Below are 18,791 nucleotides of genomic sequence, written 5' to 3' on the forward strand. Positions count from 1 at the left end.
ACTCACTCCTCATCCATCGGCGACGATTCCACATCGGTCGTGCTCAGCAGCCGGAATTCGTTGTTCACAAATTCGTAGTAACGGTCCCGGTTACCACTTTCCAAAGCATTCCCCTGCGCATCTTCTTCGCCGTCGAGCGTGATGCCGGACACGATGATCAAGCGGCTGTCGGGCTGGTAAACCATGCCGAACGTGCTGCCGTCGTAAGCATTCGGCAGACCGCCAACTACTTCACCGGTCTGGGCGTCCAGCACTTCGCCGCAAATGGCGCTACCGCCACAACCGAGCCTGTGCAGGATGTAATGGCCGGCGAAGTTGACCTTGCCTTTCAGGGCTTGCACCCGTGTCTGATCCATCATTGGGCTGCTGTTCTCTTGCGGCACCAGCTTATGGTTGGGGCCGGTGAAAACTGGCGTGACGGTGTAATCCTTGAAGGTTGGATCGGCAGCGAATGCCATGGACGCGGCAGCCAATATCAAGCTGCCGAGAAGAACTGAAAATCCTTTCACGCTGTAGCTCCATCTATGCAATGCATCATCAACATCCTCACTCGAAGGTGATGCTCCGCACTGCTGTTTTGATTTTTTCAAATCCCTCAGCGCTTATCGCCAACGGGGCTGATGAGCCCGACTCTGCCGAACCAATCAGCACCTGTTCGTTATGCATAAGGCAGAAGGTGATGCGACTGAACAGACGTCGACTTTTATCGTGATAACCGATGATGAATCCTGACGACTTTGTCCCCTCCAGCGACTCGAACGTGTAGGTTTGCGGATCCCCCGCCAACAATGTCGGGCTCCAGCCGTGATCAGTCAAAGTTGCCGGACACTTGAGGTTGTTGGCTTCACGCAACAGCTGCACCTCAATCGAGTCATCAGACGGCAACTTCTGAGCAGTGAGGGCGGAAAAATTCCCCGCGTTTTCACACATAACACCAAACCATGGCTCGCTCAGACCTGCTGACTTTTCGAAATTCCACTCAGCGCTGTTTGAGCTTGACGCCTGCCACAACTGCGGCGCGTTCAATGTGTTGGGAAGTTGTTTTGTCGCAACGAATACCAGATCAGGCGAATTGAACTGCAGCCATTGATCTTGCGTAAGCGTCATGGAAAACCGGCAGGGTGTCATCACGACCAAAGCGGTGATTGGCCCTTTAGCCGCCTGCGATTGACCGGAAGCATTACCGACCAACACGGTCTTGTCGGCAATTGCATGATTAACCTGCGTGAGTGCAAAACCAAACAGCAGTCCGCGTAGGTATCGAGGTTTTATGAGACTTATCGGTGATACATCAGCCACGGCTCGGGTCGCTCGATACGATCTCGCAAATGCCTTTCCGACAGTCATGTCGATAGAGCCAAAATAGCGGCGGCAACAATGCGAGCAGCGCAAAACCGTCAAGCCACAGGTGCGACCAAACTTCCTTTTGCGCCGAGAGCCACATGTCCTGCGGCGCCCATAACAGGATGCCGGCGCTCAACCAGCCCCACACTGCCGGGGCTTTCAAGCGATTGCCCAAGTGCACCAACGCGAGCATGTACAACGAATAGCTTTGCAACGTCGCGCCGAACAGCGCGAGCCACCAGACTTGTTGTTCGTGGCCGGCGGTGGGTACTGCGTCGGTGCCCCAGAACGACAGTTCGAGAACGTGCAGATAGCCGTCGAGTAAACCGGAATGCCCGGCCCAGGTCAGGGTGAGTCCGGCGAGAATGTGCACGATTGCGGCGGCGTATAGCCAGAGCACTAGCGCGGGGCGAAGCGAGGTCGAGGGGGCTGGCATTCCGTGTCCTGAGCGCATTCCTTGGGGGTGTGGAGTTTAAAGGAAAATGGTGGTCGTCAGATGCTCAAAAACTAAACGTTTTACCGGACGTATTCAGACTCAACGACTGCGAAAACGCATCAGACATGACCTGGCATTTCAGATGCAGTGACTTGCCTTGATCGGTTCAGCGCCCTGCGATTCCAATCGCCCCACGTTGAAGATGCCCAACTGATTACCTTTGTCAGCCGCCATCTGATAACAGGCTAACGCCCGGGACATATCCTTCGCTCCAAACTCGCCACCTTCAAAGGTCGAGGCCAGATAATTCATCGCATCAGCTGAGCCCATGGAAATAGCACGAATAACCTGCTCTTTTGCCTGCTCGGGATGGAGGCAAGGGCCGTTATAGTCAGTGGAGTTTCCTGAACAAAGAAACGTGGCATAGGCCAGCGCGCCACTCGGTATTTTCGAGGCCGCTTTGAACAACGCCTCAACTTTGCTGGTTTCCAACTGGGATGCCATTTGAGAAAGACTCAGGCTTGCCGCCGAAAGACTTGCCTCTGCATCACCTGACTCCGCAGCACATACATAATTTTCCAGGGACGCTTCAACCAGTTCCACCGTTAGAGGGTATTGCTCAAGCAACCCAAGCCCACCTAAAGCTTCAGCACGCTGATCACAGAAGTTCTCGGCGCGGCTCATTCCTGGATTACGTGTTGCGACAAGATCCTTCTCACTGATCGACCAATCCTCAATCCCCTCAAGCACCCAGCACGCCTGACGAGAGAAGTTGAAGATTTTCACATTGCTGTTACCTGCCCTCTTATCCACCACATTGACGTGACTGTCATCGACCTCTTCGATTTCGACTCCAGGTGTCTTGCCGGGCGTGATTGCAGCCATCAGCGGATAGTTGAAAGTAGCTCCACTGACTCCCGAGGTCGAAGGCTCAAAGGTGCTACGTTCCTTTCCCGCTACCGGCTTCAACACCAGCGACTTGACCGTCATCGCCGTGAGACGGCGTTGTGATTCGCTGTTGGCGGAAAACGCTGTCAGGAAAGCAGGGAACTCCTCCGCAGGACAAGCGCCGTTGGCTGGTGCCGTTGAAGTGCTCTTGTCGGATGCGAGAGCAGGGACAATCTTGTCCAGATACGCCGAGCGCTCACGACTCATTCTGGAGATGCACGAGTTAACCGCGAACACATGCGCCGGCATCCCCGTTTCGATCTCGAATGCCTCCAACGGGCAATTCGCATCGCGCAATTTCATCCACGCACGCTGCGATTCTTTGACCTTCGCGGCGTACTCCGCGCCCAATGCCGGATCTGCTCGATAGTCAGACTCAAGTCGCGTCATTAGCTGCTTGTAGCTGACATTCAACTGCGTATCGGCAGCCTTCTTCGCCGCCTCCGAGCAGGGCACCATTTCCAGACTTGAGGTGACATGGCTGCAGTCGTCCTGCGCATAGGCAGCTGAAGCCGGCAGCAATACGGCCAGCAGGGTTAAAACAAAACGGTTCACTGTGTTCATCCTTGAGTCATTCAGGTTTTGCGTTCGGTGAATCGGGTAATGCATTGCTTGGGTATGTTCATTTCCCAGTAAGTGCTGAGCAACGCTTTACGTTTTTTGTCGACGCGCAGGTTAACGAAGCCATCGCCGCAGTCCGGCTGCAACTCTTCGAACGTGCCGGTTTTGGCTTGGTAAATGAATACCCGGTAGTAGTGGTAAGTGCCCATGCCGTCATCGAGTTGCCAGATCGCGAAATCCTTGGCGCCGTCGAAATTGAAATCATCGAACTGCAGATAGAGTTCGTTTTCGGCTTCAAAATCGATTGTTCGCGACTCGCTGTGCGTTTCGCTTTTAACCGCGATGTTCAGCTTGGAGCCTTCGAGAATCAGCGTCGCGTCGACGCCTTTGGTTGGGCTGAATGTAGTGGTTTCGGCTAACGCCGGGATCGTCCACATCAGGCCGAGTAGTGATAACGCTAGAGTTTTGAATTGCATGTACTGCCCTACTCCCACTTGCATCCGGACTCGAGAGAGGAGTCGATGCTGGTGCTGATTCCGAAGCTATAAGCCTTACCGTTGGACTGCTTTGTGTAAGACATCGAGACGATCTGCGAGCCTTGCGTCATCAACTCATAAGTCCCCGTGACCTTGCCGTTGACGATTTCGGACCAGATTCTGGTGTGCTGCCAAGGCGCGTCCGGATCGAGGATTTCGTTCTGGGAATCCGTCAACACAATGGAAATGGGTTCGCTGGATTTGGCGTACTTCACGAAACCACCGGACCATTTGCTGGCTTCGTCGTAGTAGGTACGGAGTTCGAACTTTACCGGGCTCGATTGGGATAATTCGAAGCAAAGTGATTCGGTGGTGACTGCGCTTTGAGCGCCTAAAGGAAATAGCGCAAAAAAGAGAAAGAAAAGTTTGTTCATGCTCATCCCAGTTGACGCTTTCGCGCGAATGCTCTGGCTTGTCCTTTTCAACGTCTGCTCTTGTCCGGTGCCAAAGCCAATTGGCGAGCACGCTCTATCGTCGCGCGAATTAGGCAGGCATCGGACCACTCACCGAAAACTGATTTATGCAATTTCGGGTCGGCCTGGCACTCCGCATCTCGAAATTTCATCCAGGCTCTTTGAGTTTCCCTCAGTGCTTTCTGACCGCTTTCGTCCAGCCGGTTCATACGATCCCGATATACAGAATTCAGCAATGCATCCGCGTCAGGAACCATCAGATCAAGAACACCATTTCCCGAGGGAAACCACTCAACGTCCGCCAATGCCTGTTCGCTCTCATTGTTCCAATTGTAGAGGCCGTTTTCTTCGATCTTCAGTGTGGCGGATCGCTGATGGTGATTCGTCGGATCGCTCTCGCTGACCTCCGAGCGATAAACAATTTCCAAATAGATAGGGTCGGTTGTGCGCTGAGGATCATTCAATAGCGTTTGCCGAACAATGGCCCGTTGCTTATTGCTCTCAGTGATCTCTATCGAAAAGCACGGATCCGGCCCAGGACGTTCTGCGGACGCCTTCCTCTCCAGGCATTGATTACGAACCGCCATTGAAGGGGTATCCGAACCGCCACCCACATCAACGACTCTGACAAGCAACCGGACTTCCGGGTCCTTGGAAAAGTCGGCCTGAAGGATGGTGGCAATCATCGTGCCCTCAGCCATGACCACAGGCGACAGTATTGAAAGTAAAAAAATGAGGCTGAATCTGAAAATCTGCATTCCTTGGCGTCCGTAAAAAAAATCAGTGATCCGTTCAATTCTGAACGGGCCTGCGACAGAAGATAGAGGCAGAACCGACAAACGGGCCAGATCTATTTAAGTTTTGAACCAAACTCAAAGCGGTCGAGCGCAATAAATAAATCCGTTTCCTTTGATTATTATCAAATTCAGCTGAAAACAAATCCTTCCTCTACCTTAGAGCCTCACTCAACAAACTCAATAGTTTCAACCATCTTAATGACCGCCTTCAACGCAGAGCCATTTAGATCATTCAAGTAGGCCACATTTCCACCTCCACAAAGTGCAGCAGATCCATGGGGTATGCAGAATCCAAACCCACGCGTTCGGTCCTCCTCTTCACCATTTGTAACGTCCTGAGATATCGCTGGACCTTCCCAGTTCTTCCCTTTTAATACATAAAAAATATTATGCATGGACGTGTCAGCCTCAACATCTGGATCCAAACTCATGACCCATCCTTTGTCAGTCATTTTCCCACCCGAAAAGTTAGCAAAAGTTTGGGCATCGGCGGGATCCACACATCGAAACTTCAAATCGACTTCTATCGGCCGCCTAGAATCAGGCTTAATAACTTTCGAATAAAATAAGAGCGCAGGCACTTCTTCCTTATCCACCTCATAATCACCTCCGTACAAATTATTCATTTTAAATTTGCACACATTGAGATCTGCAAATATGACCGACGACTTCACATTCGCTTCATTAGCGAACGAAACCGACGAAATTGAAAGAACCAAAACAATCAACCAAACCTTCATCACTGCCTCCTCCCCTTAAACGGATCTGGGAGCTCACTACTCCTGTTGTTGACACTTGTTGCAAAGCTTCATCAGCACCGTAGCTGTATTTATATTTACGACTGCTATCAAAGAGGCCAGATGCAGCTAAGCTTGTTTTGAACTCAACAGGCTCAATTAAAAAATATTTTCTTCTGTCAGAATATCTGGCTTTGAACTTACGTTCAAAACCAGTTCTCCGTAGCAAATACCATCTTCAAGTTTTACGCTCAATTTAAAACCTGGGATATCTGGGATTGAAACTCCACATATATTTGAAGGCTGTGACTGAGCCACCGAAAAAACCGACATTAAAAATAATCCAAAAGCAAAAATAGGGATAGACCACGATTCACTGTCCAACACTAAAACATAGTCTGCCCCTGTATCACTCATTACCTATCCACCTTCATATTCAACATGATAAGTTTTTGAGCCTTTAAGTAACGACAGCATACGCTTTCTGGTAGTTTTAACATCTTCTTCGTCGCCACAGGCATCTATCATAAAAACATGATCAGTGCCAGCCTCCAATACGGCAGTAAAGCAGTATGAGTTAGAATAATATATTCCTTCCCAGCCGAACCAATTAACCCCAGAAACACGACTAGCCTTTGACAGCGGCTGCATTCCCGTACCAATCTTCAATCCGTCGGCCTCCTGTACAAAGCCGCTAGCTACCGCGTCTGGAAAACTCATCGCTACGCAGTTCATCTGTACATTTTCTGTTCTACCATCTTTATATTTGTACTTAACAAATGAAATATCATCATCAGTCTTGAAAAACAAAACACCAGGAGATTCATTTACCTCCATGACACAACCTTTACTTTGCACAACTACGCTATCACTAGCGTGCACAAACAAAAATGAACTTAACAGATACAAAAAAATAAATTTATTCATTTTTCTGCCTTTTTACAAATCAACAAAGTGGACAGATTTATTTGGGTTCAACGATAAAACCATCAGATAAATAAATCCGTCCCCTTTACCAGTCCCCGCCGAAGAATCCCTCGACACTGCAACGCTCGACAGAGAAGCCGCCGACCGCGCCTTCGCCCATTACTTCCCACCTACCCATGACAAACCGTCCAAACGCCGCAAAGGCAGACTCTTCACCATCTCCACCGGCATTGACCCGGAAGCCCTCCTGGCCAACGCCTCCGAAGACATGCTGTCCATCAGCGCCATCGCTGCCAAATTAGCCGACGATGTCGAAGGCTCAAACCGCTCGGTGGCATTGGCACTGAGTCGAATTGCCGATGGTGCGCAGCTCATGGTGGAACGTGCGTTGGATCATCTGGAAGAGTTGATAGCGGCGAGGCAGGAAGCGATAACGTAAACGGAACGAGGGGGACGGATTAAGTTGACAGCCCGTCCCCTACCCCCCCTGTATCTACTAATTTTTGCTCGGTGTCATAGCCTCAAATGAAGATCTAATATCAGATAACTTAGGATCACTTTTGAGGTTTGACCTAGGCACACATGCAGAAAACTTGACCGTTGCACCTTTCACGCCTTTCAACCCATAGAAACAGTCGAACCACAGCCCCTTTTTTCTCACCGAGTACTTACTTTCAGCTGCAGCTCTGTCTTTTTCAGAGTCCCAAAGCATAAAAGGGGATATTAATACTCTGACTGCGGCGGAGCCCGACGCTGACGAATGAGCAAGATCCACCTCTCCCGTTTCTGACCCTTGTTGCAAAGCGTCATCAGCAGCATAGCTGTATTTATATTTACCATTGCTATCAAAGCGGCCAGATGCAGCCAGGCTTTTCTCAAACTCCACAGGCTCAATTAAAAAAATATTCTCCTCTGTCAAAATATCTGGCCTTAAGCTTACGTTCGAGACCAGTTCTCCGTAGCAAATACCATCTTCAAGTTTTACATTCAATTTAAAGCTTGGGATATCTGGAATTGAAACTCCACACATAACCAGCGGATGTGACTGAGCCACCGACAAAACTGCGACTAAAGACAATCCCATGAGAGGAATTAATAATTTTTTCATTACAAAGACCTTTTATTAAAAGCACTCGACGGCGAAGACGCTAACTCAGAGCACAATAAATCTGGTCCCTTTTTTGTTTCAGCAAACTCCCGCCTTATTCAGACTCCCCTTCATACTTTTGAGAGCTAGGATTGAAGTGCCAAATATGAGGTGTCATCAGAGGCTCACCACCTTTTCGCTGGATACTCCCGTTTGAGTTTCGTTTATAAGAATAAATTTTTATGTCTTTAAATACGTTTTTTTGCTCACTTTCCGGCTCCAGGACTTCAACTTTGGCAAAGTACGAAGCACCGAGTGGTTTAAGATAGCCATGACATTGAAGCAGGAAGCTAAACACTCGATCACCACTTGAACCAACGCCTGTTGACGCTTCAAAAATAAAATCGTCATTACCGTCATTATTCAAGTCACCGGCATATACAATACTGCCGTGATCAACTAAAAAGTCTTTTCCATCCTGCATTGACAATACTTTTGTCTTACTATTACCAAGATTCCAATCAGAAATAAAACTTTTCGAGTCTTGTTCTGGATTACAGATATCTCCCACAGAAGACCATGCAATTCCGGGTAGCAAACCAATCAACAGCAAAAAATATTTCATAAGTTACACATCCATAATGAAGGAGTTTCTGCCCGGCCGGACCGCACCTTGCGGAAGATTAGTACCATACTGAATCGCATTAGTGATGGAGTCGTTCAGAGCAGCAAGCCGTCTCTGGATCTCATTGGTTAACAACGTCTCATGCGTGTCCCCCCAGCTAGCAACTGGCAATGCCCAATTTACTTGAGAGTTTGAGTCAATTACAAATTGAATTGCCGGAACAACGAGCGACGCGTTAGTAACAACGAAAGCGGGACGATACACGTGCCAACGGAGCAAAATAGCCACAGATTTTTCTGAAGTAAAAACCGCTCCGAGAGTGCTGACCACCTCATGTCCGGAAACTCTAAATTTGACCTCTCTATCCAATATCTTACTCAACCGAAGTTTTGTCAGCTTCCACATAGCTTTACGGTAGGCCCCGATGGTTCGACCCGCCATACTAAATCTATAATGCCAGTGCCATGTTTTCATATAATTCGCACCCTCCTTTGTAGTCGGCAACGCCTCAAAGTCAGTTTCAGTGCTAAGCTTAATCCACGTATTATATGTACGTACTCCAGGGAAATATAGTCCGGCCTCTCCCCACTGGAGAACGGTATCTAACCCAAACTTTCCGAAAGCCTTGTTAAAAACTTCAGGATTCAAATTTTTAACATATGCGATAAGTCCAGGCAATTCTCCAGGCGCATACGCTGAATTTGTCGTCGAAAATACCCCCATCGTCCAGTGACATGGTCCGGCAGACATAAGCGCATTATCCCAAGCGTTCAATACATCAAATCGCCCATAGCATTCAGCCTCAGCCACCACACGCATAGTTCGATATGTCGATATCTTGGCGCTATTCGCCTCAGCAGCGTTATAGGCAGAGTCATAAAGATTCAAGATTGACATTTCCGCCTCTGGCGACCAACTATGCTTCTTTGCCGTATTAGGTCCACCGAAACCGCCAGGCTCATAATACCCAAGAGTTTGATACTCTAGCCTACTATGTGTATCAGGATAGTCATAATAGCTAGTAAAATCCCTAAAAAACACTCGCGGGGCATTACTAGCAAGACTATTATGCGCCCACAAATTGCATCCGTTGCTGGCTAGATCAGTTCGAACTCCGGCTGCAGTATTATTCCATGCCTCAACGACTACTGGACATCTGTAGTCATGGCTCAACCAATATTCAATTGCAGCTCGAGTAAGCTCGTTTACTACACCGCTTATTGGGCCGGCATAAATCGAAGAGTTAGCGACAGACTGAAGACTATCAACATAATAACTAACAGGGCCGACTGTCTCACCGGTTACTGTCGCAGACTTTCCAGCCTTTGCCACTATAGATGCAGAGCTATCGAAATACACATCCATGTTATTAACTTTTACTGGAGAACCTGCAGAGTCCAATAGCAGTTGCCCTTTTTTTTCTTCTCTAACTTTAGCAACTTGCGCCATGGACGCATATATTTGAAATTCTCTGACTGCCCACTCAGTATGACTACCAAACCCTCCATCAGGTGTCCCCACAATGGAGAACCCCAAAGTAATTAAGTCTTCCTGGAGTTTTCTTACATGCTCTGAAACACCAAGAGCTGCGCTAGTACCGAGAAATGCAGCTGCTGTTTCTGCAGTGACTACAGATAACACTGGATTATCATTTCCAGCCCAACGAGGGGGCTTGTTTTGCTCAGGTTTTCCATCATGATCACCTCGACGGAGATCAAAATTACCGTAAATCATTGCTCATTCCCTTATGCAATATGCTGTTCTTCGAGACGCTTAATATCGCTGGAAGAAAGATAATCTTTGTCTGCCAACTCACAAGAACGGTGGAAACAACGGGTGGCATGCTTCGTTTTCGGGCCATTTTCACCGTCGATTTTCCCATCATAGAACCCAAGATTTTTAAGGCGGGACTGAAGCCCTTTCACGTCTGAGGCTTCCGACTGCGCTTTCAAGTCCAACTCCCATACCCATGGCTGCGCTTCCGCGCCAAATGGATAGAAGGTAAGTTTGCCTTTCTTCGCATCAGGTGGAACTGGCTGGTCGACAAACCCTTCAGCGGAAGTTGTGCCTTTATAGGTCACGCCGTCCACTTCCAGCATATAGGGCTGTCCAGCTATCCCCTTTTTGTCATAGGGACGCTTCATCTGAATACGGAAGCTCTTTTTCTCGGATGCTGGCGGAGGAGATGCCGGCGCATTCAACAACGCCTGATCCATCAAACTCCCCGCCTTATCCTTATCCGCCGCCCCCGGCAGCACCGGCGGTTTAATCCCGATGCCAGTACCCGATCCCGCAGAACCGCCAGCATTGATTTTGATCACCGGCCCAACCACCGTGACCCCACCGCCATCCAGCTTGATAAAGCTCCCACCCCCAAGAATGGTCAGCTCTGTCCCCGCCTCAATAACAATCTTGTCCCCAGCCTTAAGGTGAATCTCTTTCCCCACGCTGGTGAGCTGCGCAGTCCCCAACTTCACATGCTGGTTCTGCCCAATCGTCAGGTGATCATCCAGCTTCGCTTCAATCTTGCGGTCGGCAATCGTGGTGCGATGTTCCTCGGCCTTCAGCTCGGTGTAGGTGTTCTTAACCACCGTGTCGTGACGTTCATTACCGACCCGAATCTTCTGATCGTGCTCAACGTTTTCATCCCAATCACGCTGGGCATGAATGTAGATCTGCTCGGCACCTTTCTTGTCTTCAATACGCAGTTCGTTGTACCCGCCACCGCCCGGTGAACTGAGCGTTTTGAACACGCTGCGAGTCTTGTTCGCCGGCAAGGCATACGGCACCGGGTTTTCCTTGTGGTACAGGCAGCCGGTGACGAGCGGTTGATCGGGGTCGCCTTCGAGGAAGGTGACGAGGACTTCCATGCCGATGCGCGGGATGGAGATGGCGCCGTAGCGGTCGCCGGCCCAGGAGCTGGAGACGCGCAGCCAGCAGCTGGTTTTGTCGTCGGCCTGGCCTTCGCGGTCCCAGTGGAACTGGACTTTGATGCGGCCGTATTGGTCGCAGTGGATTTCTTCGCCTTTGGGGCCGGTGACCATGGCGGTCTGGCTGCCGAGCACGCGCGGTTTCGGGTGTTCGAGGGCCGGACGGTAGAACACGTCCCACGGGGTGGCGAGGAAGGTGTTGCGGTAGCCTTGGTGGAAGTCGTCTTTGTTGTCGGTGGTGTCGCTGGTCACGCCTTCTTCGAGGACTTGCGGCTGTTTGCCTTCGTGGAAGAGTTCAGTGAGCAGCCACAGGTCGTTCCACTCGGTGCGCGGGTGGTCGGACATTTCCATGAAGTGGCCGCTGACCAGTTTGGTCTGGTCGCCGCGACCTTCGGCCTGACGGTAGTCGGCGCGGTGGCGTTCGAGGGCGCGCTGGCTGAGGAACTTGCCACGGGCGCGGTCGATGAAACGGCCGGGGTAGTCGTAGTCTTCCAGATCTGGTTCGGCGTCTTTGCTATCGAGAGCGCCTTCGGGTTTGTAGGCCGCTTCCATTTGCAGGCGCGGCTTTTCGAAGTCGTAGTCACGGCGCGTGGTGCGGTTGGTACGGGTTTCCAGACGCAGTCTGAAACCTTTGATCACCGGTTCTTCGGCGACCATGCCGCTGCCTTGCACGTACGCGGTCGGCTGGCCAAGATCGGGGAACACGGTCTGATCATCGCCGAACACCAGCAGGTGTCCTTTTGGGTTGTGCTGGAAGTGGTAGTGAATGCCTTCCTCTTCGCACAGGCGCTGGACGAAATGCAGGTCGGTTTCGTCGTATTGCACGCAGTAGTCGCGATCCGGGCACGGCTGGCTGAGCTGGAAGCTGTAGGCGTTGCCCTTGATGCCGTGTTCTTCGAGGATCAGCGCGATGATTTTCGGCGCCGACATCTGCTGGTAGATGCGCTGGTTGGTGCGGTGATGCAGGTATTGCAGTTGCGGCACCATCGACACTTTGTAGCGGGTCAGGCGCTTGCCGGCATCGCCTTGGGCGACGCGGTAGATCTGGCCGTGGATGCCGGAGCCTTGCGGATCGAACGCCAGAAACGCTTGCTTGTGCAGCAGTTGTTCGAGGTCCAGATCAGGGTTTTCGCTGACCAGTTCGAGGTCGAAACGAAACGGCTGGCTGATGCCTTCGGTGCCGGTGAACGACAGCACTTGCAGGTCGCCGACGTAGTCTTCGACCTTGAGGCTGAAGTGGGTTTCGTTAGCTGGGTTGAACATAAAGTGCTCCCTGTTCGAATGTCATCCGTTACGCCCGAAGTCGCAACCGTTGCAGCCAGGACGAAGTGGCGCCCAAGGCGTCACGCAATTGTTGGGCAGTGATGCCGCGTTCTGCCGGGTTGAAGCTCAGCGCGGTTCGCAGCGCTGGCCAGCCGTGTTTCGGTAAGTTCGCCGGCGCTTGCAGTTCGCGCTCCAGGTGCTCATCGCGCGCCTGAGTCGAGGGCAAGCGGCGGAACGGGTGTTTGCCGCCCGCCAGTTCATAGATCACGCAGGCCACGCCGTACACGTCCGCGCTGGCCGACAACGGTTGGCCCTCAAGCAGTTCGGGGGCGGCGTAGCCCGGGGTCCAGGCGTTGAAGCGTTCGCGGCTCAGGTGCGGCAGGCCGGGCATCACGCCCTCCTCTGCCTGGCCGAGACCGAAGTCAAAGAGGCGCAAGCCGTCTTCGCTGAGCATGACGTTGCTCGGTTTCATGTCACCGTGCAGCACGCCGCGACCGTGGGCGTAGGCCAGCGTGTCGAGCAGCGGCAGGACGATGTCGCGCAGTTCTTGCCACGGCAGGCCGAGGGGCCGCTCGCAGAGCAATTTGTCCAGGGTCAGGCCACGCATGTATTCCATGGTGATGAAGGCCCGCTGGCAATCGGTGTCGACTTCAAAGGTGTGTGCACGCACGACGTTGTCGTGGCGCAGGCGTCGGGTCAGGGCGAACTCGCTGTAGAGCAAGGCACTGGCGTCCGGCGATTCGGCAAATTCTTCGCTGAGGATTTTCAGCGCAATGTAAGGATCGGGATCGCCGAACTGTTCGTGCAGCAGATCCCGCGCCCGGTAAACGGCGCCCATGCCACCGGCCCCGAGCAGACGCTCGAGGTGGTAGCGACCGGCGAGTACATCCGGCAGTGCACCGATGCTGGCCTTGGTCGGCGCCAGCAAAGGTTCTGCCTTGTTCTCCTTGGCGAAGGCGAAGTAGGTCAGGTTGTTGGCCTGTTCTTCGCTCATCAGCAAGTCGTCGACTGAGGATTCGATTTCAGTCATTGGCGGATCACCACGGCTGTCAGGTTGTCGCGCGCGGCGCCACGCAGGGCGCCGTCGAACAACCGTTCCAGCGCCACGTGCGGCGCGCTGAGGCTGAGGGCGCTGCCGAGGGCATCGCTGCTCAGGCCCTGATACAAACCATCGCTGCAGAGCAAAAACGCATCGCCCGGATAGACCTCGAGTTCGAGGACGTCCAGGGTCAGTGTTTCGGCCGCACCAACAGCTCGGGTCAATGCCTGAGCCGCCGGGTGCGCTGCCGCTTGCTCGACGCTCATTTGCTGTTCGTCGATCAATTGCTGCTGCAGCGAATGATCCTTGGACAGCTGATACAGCCGCTGCCCGCGCCACATGTAGCAACGACTGTCGCCGGCCCAGATGCAGGCCGCGCGATTACCTTCCACCAGCAGCGCCACGACGGTGCTGCCCATGATGCTGTCGTGGCGTCCGGCGGTGACCGTCAACTCCTGCCCCAAGCGCCGGTTCAGCCAGTGCAGGCACTGGCGAATGGCTTTGAGGCGTTCGTCGAAGTCCTCGTGTTGCGGCAGTTCAGCCAGGCTGGCGACGATCAACTGGCTGGCGATGTCGCCACCCTGATGACCGCCCATGCCGTCCGCGACCACCCACAGCCCCTGCTGTGGCGAGTCGAGGAAGGCATCTTCGTTGCGCGCCCGCACCTTGCCCGGGTCGGTACGCGCCGCGCTGCGCCAGGCACTGGCCACCAGCATCAGAGCTGCACCGGCATACGGAAGGTGCGCAGTACGCCCATGTCGAACGGGTTCGGCGTGCGCTGGCTGGTCAGCAGGTAGTTAGCGCGCAGGCCACCTACGTCGGCTTTCAGTACCAGCACGTCTCGCCCGCTCAGGTACTCGGTCTGCATCAGGTCGAACAGGCGGAACAGCGACCATGGGCCGGAGTTCTTCTCGATACCAATCGGGCGCCCGGCCATTTTGTCCATGACCAGACTGGTACGACCGTCTTCAGCATCGGTCGGCCATTTGAACGACATTGGCAGGATCGGACCGTGGCGGTACTCCATGGTCTTGTCGCCGAACTTGAACTCGGAACGGCTGACCGCCGGGTCGAGGGTGTACGGCTCCAGTTTGAACTGCACGGTCGGCTCGGCCGGGTTGATCGAGAAGAAGCTCTGACGAATCGTCAGCGCGGCGGCCATCTGGTCCAGATACATTTTCGACACCGGCAGGCTGTGACCATCGACACTGCGCATGCGGTAGTTGCCCGGATCGCCGCTGACGAACGGACGCAGGTAGCTGTCGAAGAAGCGGTCGACGGTACCTTGAGCGCGGAAGAACTCGCGGAAGTCGCTGATCGCTACGTCGCTGGTGCTGCTGGCGCTGAACGGATAACGCTTGCTGATGGTTTTGCCATACACGCTGTACAGCTCGTTCTGATAACGGCCGTTCAGGTATTGGTAAGCATCGTTGAGCACCAGGCGCCACGAGTCTTCGGCCAGCACGTTGAACCACACGCTGAGCGGACGCGGCAGACGGCTGGACGCATTGCGCAGGTTGGTCAGCGCATCACGCTGGCCGCTCATGCGGGTTTTCGCCATTTCGAACGCGGCTTGTTCCGGCGTGCTGGAACGGGCCAGACCGGCGAGTTGCAGTTGCAGGTCGTTGAGCGCGTTCAGTGCAGGCGTCAGGTCCGCCGCCGGGCCGTTGTTGTCATCGAGCAAACGATGCAGCGGTTCGAAGCGACGTTGCAGCGACTTCTTCGCGGTGTCCGGCAGGGTCTTCGCCACGTTCAGGGCCGAAGCCTTGTCCGCGACAGCCGAGGCCAGTTTACCGACTTTACCCAGTTTGCCTTTCTGCCCGGCCAGCGCATCAGCAGCGTCGCCAGCTTCTTCGACAGGATCTGCAGCGGCCTGGAAGCGTGTGTTCTCACGCACTTCAGTGAGCAAGGCCAGCACCGGCGAGTTGGCCGAAGTCAGGCCCGCCAGTTGTTCGGCGCCTTCACCGGCGTCGCTGATTGGCGGCAGGGCAACCTGGCCAACGGCTTCGCTCCAGTAATTGGCGTAGTCGCGGAAATACAACTGCTCCAGCTCGACCATCAGACGGCGCAAGTCCATGTCGCTGATGCCGGCGCCTTCGCCGAGTACCCAGTTGTCACGCAGGATGTCGGTGACCAGCGCCGAACCCTGCACCGAGAAATACTGCTGATAACCGGTTTGCGTGTAGAAACCCGGGATCACGTATTCGGTGCCGATAAACAGCGAGCCTTGTGGACCGAGGTGTTGGCTGAAGCGGTAGTCCGGCAGATTACGCGCCTGCTCGCGGAGCATGCGGTAAACCACGGTAGCCAGCGATTCGCTGCGCAAGACCTGACGCGCCTGAGTGACCAATTGGTCGTTCAGCGGGTAGATAAACGGCTGCTTCAGCAAACGCTCAAGATGCGCATTCAGACCGTTCTGCACCGCGGTATTACCGGTGTAGCGCGTCGACCAGTCAGTGCCGACCCAGTCCTTCAGCCACGCGGCATCGCGACGGTCTTTCATGTTCAGCATCAGGTACGCGCGCAGGCTGTTGAGCAGGCGGTCGCGGTCCTTCATGTTGGCGCGGATCTGCCCTTCGAGCATGGTTGCAACCCGTGGCAGCAGTTGCTTTTCAAGCTCGCGCTCGTAAGCCTCTTTGACCACTGGATTGACGTCTTCACCCTGATACAGACCGCCACGTTCGTGGTACGAAACGTCGCCCTTCTTCGGGAACACCTGTGTCGCAGCGTAGCTGGTATCGAGGGTTTTCAGCACGCCCATGGCGTCATCACGCGGCGACAATGCCGTGCGTTGCTGCGTCCAGTTCTGCGCCAGATTGCGCAAGTTTTCCAGACGCTCGTAGTTGGCCGAGAAACCGCCCGCCCATAGCATGCCGAACAGTGCCAGTGCCGCCAGTGCGCCGACGTACAACGCACGTTGACCCCAATGAATACGGCTGCGCTCGCGCTTGTCCAGACCGGCCAGATCGGACTCAGGGAAAATCACTTGGCTGAACAAGTGATGAATGAACCGCGAACGGCCGCTGCGCAGGGTCGGCAGCACGCCGGCGCTCATGCCGAGACTGGCGCCGATGCCGGCGGTGGTCGCATCCATCTCTTGGGTCAGGTGCGGCGCACTGGTCAGGTAGAAACCGCGCAGTTGCGTGGCACGCTGATAACGGTTGCCGGTGAACGCCATGTCGACGAACAGGCACAGGCGCTCGCCGATCTGCCCCAGTTGATGCGGGAAGTCGAGGATGCGGCCACGGCGCTGAGTGTCGCGCTCGGAGTGCATGCGCATGATCACTTGGCTGTTGAGGCGACGCAGCAGTTCTTCGAACTCGTTGCGCAACACAGCGACGTCGGTGCCGACCTGATCCTTGCGGAAACTGGTGCCGAGTACCTGATCGCTTTCTTCGCGGGTCAGTTGATCGAAAAACTCGTCGAAGCCGAGCAGCTTGTCAGCCTTGCTCAGGACCAGATAGACCGGCACGTCGACGTGCAGTTTCTGATGCACGTCTTGCAGACGGCCGCGAATCTGGCGCGCGAGGGTGTCGATGTCCTGCTCACTGCCACCGAGCAGGGTTTCCACCGGAATGGTCACCAGCACGCCGTTCAACGGACGCCCGCGACGACGCTTGCGCAACAGCTCCAGCAACGTCGTCCAGGCACCGCCGTCGACTTCCACATCCGGTTGCGTGGTGTAACGCCCGGCGGTGTCGATCAGCACACCGTGGTCGGCGAAGTACCAGTCGCAATGACGAGTGCCGAGGGTGTCGCGGGTCAGCTTGCGGTCGATCTTGTTGATCGGGAATTCCAGACCGGAAAAGTCCAGCAGGCTGGTCTTGCCGGAAGCCTGCGGACCGATCAGCAGATACCACGGCAAGTCACTGCGCCAGCGCTCGCTGCGGCCGCGATACAGGCTGGAAGTCTTCAGGGTTTTCAGCGCGTCTTTGAAGCGCGCTTTCAACTCCTTCTGTTCTTCGTCGATCAGCTCTTCGCGGCGAATGCGATCCTGGCCGTCCTCGCTTTCTTCCTCGGCTTTCTTGCGGATACCCGCGCGCCAGCTGACGAAGACCATGGTCAGGCCCCAGATCAGGAACAGCACAGCGATGGTCAGCAAGCGAGAGGTCGAGCTCTCCCAGAACTTGTAATCATCAACCGCCAACAACGGGCCGACGAACCACACCAGCAGCGCCACGAACAGCACCAGCAGTAAGGTCCAGACCCAGGTCTGGCGCAGGAAGGCGCCGACTTTCTTGAAAAACTTTTTCATCACACGTCCCTGTTTACGGCTGCGACTGCGGTTGAACCGCGGCTGGATCAAGCGGCTGATAAGGTTGCAGAACGGTGTCGCGCTGCTCGCCCAAGACCCAGGCGAAGCCCGAATACATCACCACCAGACAGACGAAAGTGAACAACACCACCATCCACGCCGGCACGATGCGCACCAGGTTGCGACGCTGATCGTTCAAGCCTTCCCAGTGCGGCGACAACTCGCGCGGCACGTCGCCACGCAACTGACGAATCTGCCGATACAGAGCATCGCGGATGCCTTCAAGCTCGAGCATGCCGCGTGCCTGTACGCGGTACTTGCCCTCGAAACCGAGGGACAGGCACAGGTACATCAGCTCGAGCATCGGCAAGTGCTTGACCGGGTTCTTCGACAGTCGATCGAGCAACTGGAAGAACTTCTCGCCACCAAAGGTCTCGTTGTGGAAGCTGCTCAGCAGGCTCATCTGCGACCATTCGCTTTCGTTGCCCCACGGTGTGGTCACGACAGCTTCATCGACCACGGTGCAGAGCACGTAACGCGCGGCCATCACCTGGCTGCTTTCGGCGCCGTTGTGCAGGGCGCGTACTTCAAACAGTTTCAGGCCCGCAGTCAGTCGCTCATTCAGCGCGTACAAGTCTTCGCGGGTTTCGCTGTGCTTGAGGCGCACCACTTCCGAGAGCAGCTCGGACGAGGCGGCGACCAGCGAGTTGAGGCTGATGTTGAACGCTTCGGCCGGGCGCAGGCGCGCGGCGTAGATCATGCGTTCTTCCAGTTGCTCGAAACGCGGCGGCGCGGCGAAGTCGGTCAGCGGACTCGATGCCGGTCCGTGGCCTTGACGATCGAGCAGGACGGTTTTGTCGTCCTGGTTGTAATCCGTTTCCTTGATCATGTCG

19 protein-coding genes and 1 pseudogene are annotated in these 18,791 nt (G+C 54.3%); 1 reads left to right on the top strand and 19 read right to left on the bottom strand.

Annotated elements, in window-relative coordinates; genetic code table 11:
* Positions 1 to 2: 2 nt before the first annotated feature.
* The 10 genes from PspR84_RS28655 to PspR84_RS28700 form a co-directional block, all read right to left on the bottom strand.
* Positions 3 to 458, bottom strand: coding sequence for a hypothetical protein (locus PspR84_RS28655; RefSeq protein ID WP_095119904.1), 456 nt, complete (start codon positions 456 to 458; stop codon positions 3 to 5).
* 88 nt (positions 459 to 546) lie between these two features.
* Positions 547 to 1,299: a hypothetical protein gene (locus PspR84_RS28660; protein WP_238785182.1), complete on the bottom strand. Its 753-nt coding sequence runs from the start codon at positions 1,297 to 1,299 to the stop codon at positions 547 to 549.
* The gene (locus PspR84_RS28665; protein ID WP_160059936.1) at positions 1,292 to 1,780 is read right to left on the bottom strand and encodes a cell division protein; all 489 of its coding nucleotides are present in this window, start codon (positions 1,778 to 1,780) and stop codon (positions 1,292 to 1,294) included. The genes PspR84_RS28660 and PspR84_RS28665 overlap by 8 nt, the downstream gene beginning before the upstream one ends.
* A 138-nt stretch (positions 1,781 to 1,918) precedes the next feature.
* On the bottom strand, positions 1,919 to 3,283 hold the full coding sequence (locus tag PspR84_RS28670; RefSeq protein WP_160059937.1) for a lysozyme inhibitor LprI family protein: 1,365 nt from the start codon (positions 3,281 to 3,283) through the stop codon (positions 1,919 to 1,921).
* A gap of 20 nt (positions 3,284 to 3,303) precedes the next feature.
* A complete protein-coding gene (locus tag PspR84_RS28675; RefSeq protein WP_160059938.1) occupies positions 3,304 to 3,765 on the bottom strand; it encodes a hypothetical protein in 462 nt (153 codons plus the stop codon).
* Positions 3,766 to 3,773: 8 nt separating this feature from the next.
* Positions 3,774 to 4,199 (bottom strand): hypothetical protein, encoded by a 426-nt coding sequence (locus PspR84_RS28680; RefSeq protein WP_160059939.1) that lies wholly within the window; start codon positions 4,197 to 4,199, stop codon positions 3,774 to 3,776.
* 47 nt (positions 4,200 to 4,246) lie between these two features.
* Positions 4,247 to 4,996, bottom strand: coding sequence for a lysozyme inhibitor LprI family protein (locus tag PspR84_RS28685; RefSeq protein WP_238785183.1), 750 nt, complete (start codon positions 4,994 to 4,996; stop codon positions 4,247 to 4,249).
* Positions 4,997 to 5,199: 203 nt separating this feature from the next.
* The gene (locus tag PspR84_RS28690; RefSeq protein WP_160059940.1) at positions 5,200 to 5,775 is read right to left on the bottom strand and encodes a hypothetical protein; all 576 of its coding nucleotides are present in this window, start codon (positions 5,773 to 5,775) and stop codon (positions 5,200 to 5,202) included.
* A gap of 156 nt (positions 5,776 to 5,931) precedes the next feature.
* Complete coding sequence (locus PspR84_RS28695; RefSeq protein ID WP_160059941.1) at positions 5,932 to 6,189, bottom strand: hypothetical protein; 258 nt, start codon at positions 6,187 to 6,189, stop codon at positions 5,932 to 5,934.
* A gap of 3 nt (positions 6,190 to 6,192) precedes the next feature.
* Positions 6,193 to 6,699, bottom strand: a complete 507-nt coding sequence (locus PspR84_RS28700) for a hypothetical protein (RefSeq protein WP_160059942.1) — start codon at positions 6,697 to 6,699, stop codon at positions 6,193 to 6,195.
* Positions 6,700 to 6,769: 70 nt separating this feature from the next.
* On the opposite strand from PspR84_RS28700, the gene PspR84_RS28705 reads away from it, so the two are divergent.
* Positions 6,770 to 7,138, top strand: coding sequence for a DUF6124 family protein (locus PspR84_RS28705; protein ID WP_160060151.1), 369 nt, complete (start codon positions 6,770 to 6,772; stop codon positions 7,136 to 7,138).
* A 57-nt stretch (positions 7,139 to 7,195) separates the two neighbouring features.
* On the opposite strand, the gene PspR84_RS28710 is transcribed toward PspR84_RS28705, so the two are convergent.
* From PspR84_RS28710 to icmH, 9 genes and pseudogenes are all read right to left on the bottom strand, one after another.
* Entirely contained in the window at positions 7,196 to 7,807 is a 612-nt protein-coding gene (locus PspR84_RS28710) for a hypothetical protein (RefSeq protein ID WP_160059943.1), read from the bottom strand.
* A gap of 94 nt (positions 7,808 to 7,901) precedes the next feature.
* Entirely contained in the window at positions 7,902 to 8,411 is a 510-nt protein-coding gene (locus PspR84_RS28715; RefSeq protein ID WP_238785184.1) for a hypothetical protein, read from the bottom strand.
* A gap of 3 nt (positions 8,412 to 8,414) precedes the next feature.
* Positions 8,415 to 10,145, bottom strand: a complete 1,731-nt coding sequence (locus tag PspR84_RS28720) for a peptidoglycan-binding protein (protein ID WP_160059944.1) — start codon at positions 10,143 to 10,145, stop codon at positions 8,415 to 8,417.
* Positions 10,146 to 10,156: 11 nt separating this feature from the next.
* Positions 10,157 to 10,627 carry a peptidoglycan-binding domain-containing protein gene (locus PspR84_RS29845; protein WP_342794725.1) on the bottom strand — a complete coding sequence of 157 codons (471 nt, stop codon included), beginning with the start codon at positions 10,625 to 10,627 and terminating at the stop codon, positions 10,157 to 10,159.
* Positions 10,604 to 12,604: pseudogene (locus PspR84_RS28725) on the bottom strand (type VI secretion system tip protein VgrG); the annotation flags it as partial. The gene PspR84_RS29845 and the pseudogene PspR84_RS28725, both read right to left, overlap by 24 nt.
* A gap of 28 nt (positions 12,605 to 12,632) precedes the next feature.
* On the bottom strand, positions 12,633 to 13,634 hold the full coding sequence (locus PspR84_RS28730; RefSeq protein WP_160059946.1) for a serine/threonine-protein kinase: 1,002 nt from the start codon (positions 13,632 to 13,634) through the stop codon (positions 12,633 to 12,635).
* Positions 13,631 to 14,359, bottom strand: a complete 729-nt coding sequence (locus PspR84_RS28735; protein ID WP_160059947.1) for a PP2C family serine/threonine-protein phosphatase — start codon at positions 14,357 to 14,359, stop codon at positions 13,631 to 13,633. The genes PspR84_RS28730 and PspR84_RS28735 overlap by 4 nt, the downstream gene beginning before the upstream one ends.
* Positions 14,359 to 17,898, bottom strand: coding sequence for a type VI secretion system membrane subunit TssM (gene tssM / locus PspR84_RS28740; protein WP_160059948.1), 3,540 nt, complete (start codon positions 17,896 to 17,898; stop codon positions 14,359 to 14,361). Before tssM ends, PspR84_RS28735 begins: the two co-directional genes overlap by 1 nt.
* A gap of 13 nt (positions 17,899 to 17,911) precedes the next feature.
* Positions 17,912 to 18,787 carry a type IVB secretion system protein IcmH/DotU gene (gene icmH, locus PspR84_RS28745; protein ID WP_016985783.1) on the bottom strand — a complete coding sequence of 292 codons (876 nt, stop codon included), beginning with the start codon at positions 18,785 to 18,787 and terminating at the stop codon, positions 17,912 to 17,914.
* Positions 18,788 to 18,791: the final 4 nt, after the last annotated feature.

It is taken from the genome of Pseudomonas sp. R84 (assembly GCF_009834515.1).
Taxonomy (GTDB): Bacteria; Pseudomonadota; Gammaproteobacteria; order Pseudomonadales; family Pseudomonadaceae; genus Aquipseudomonas.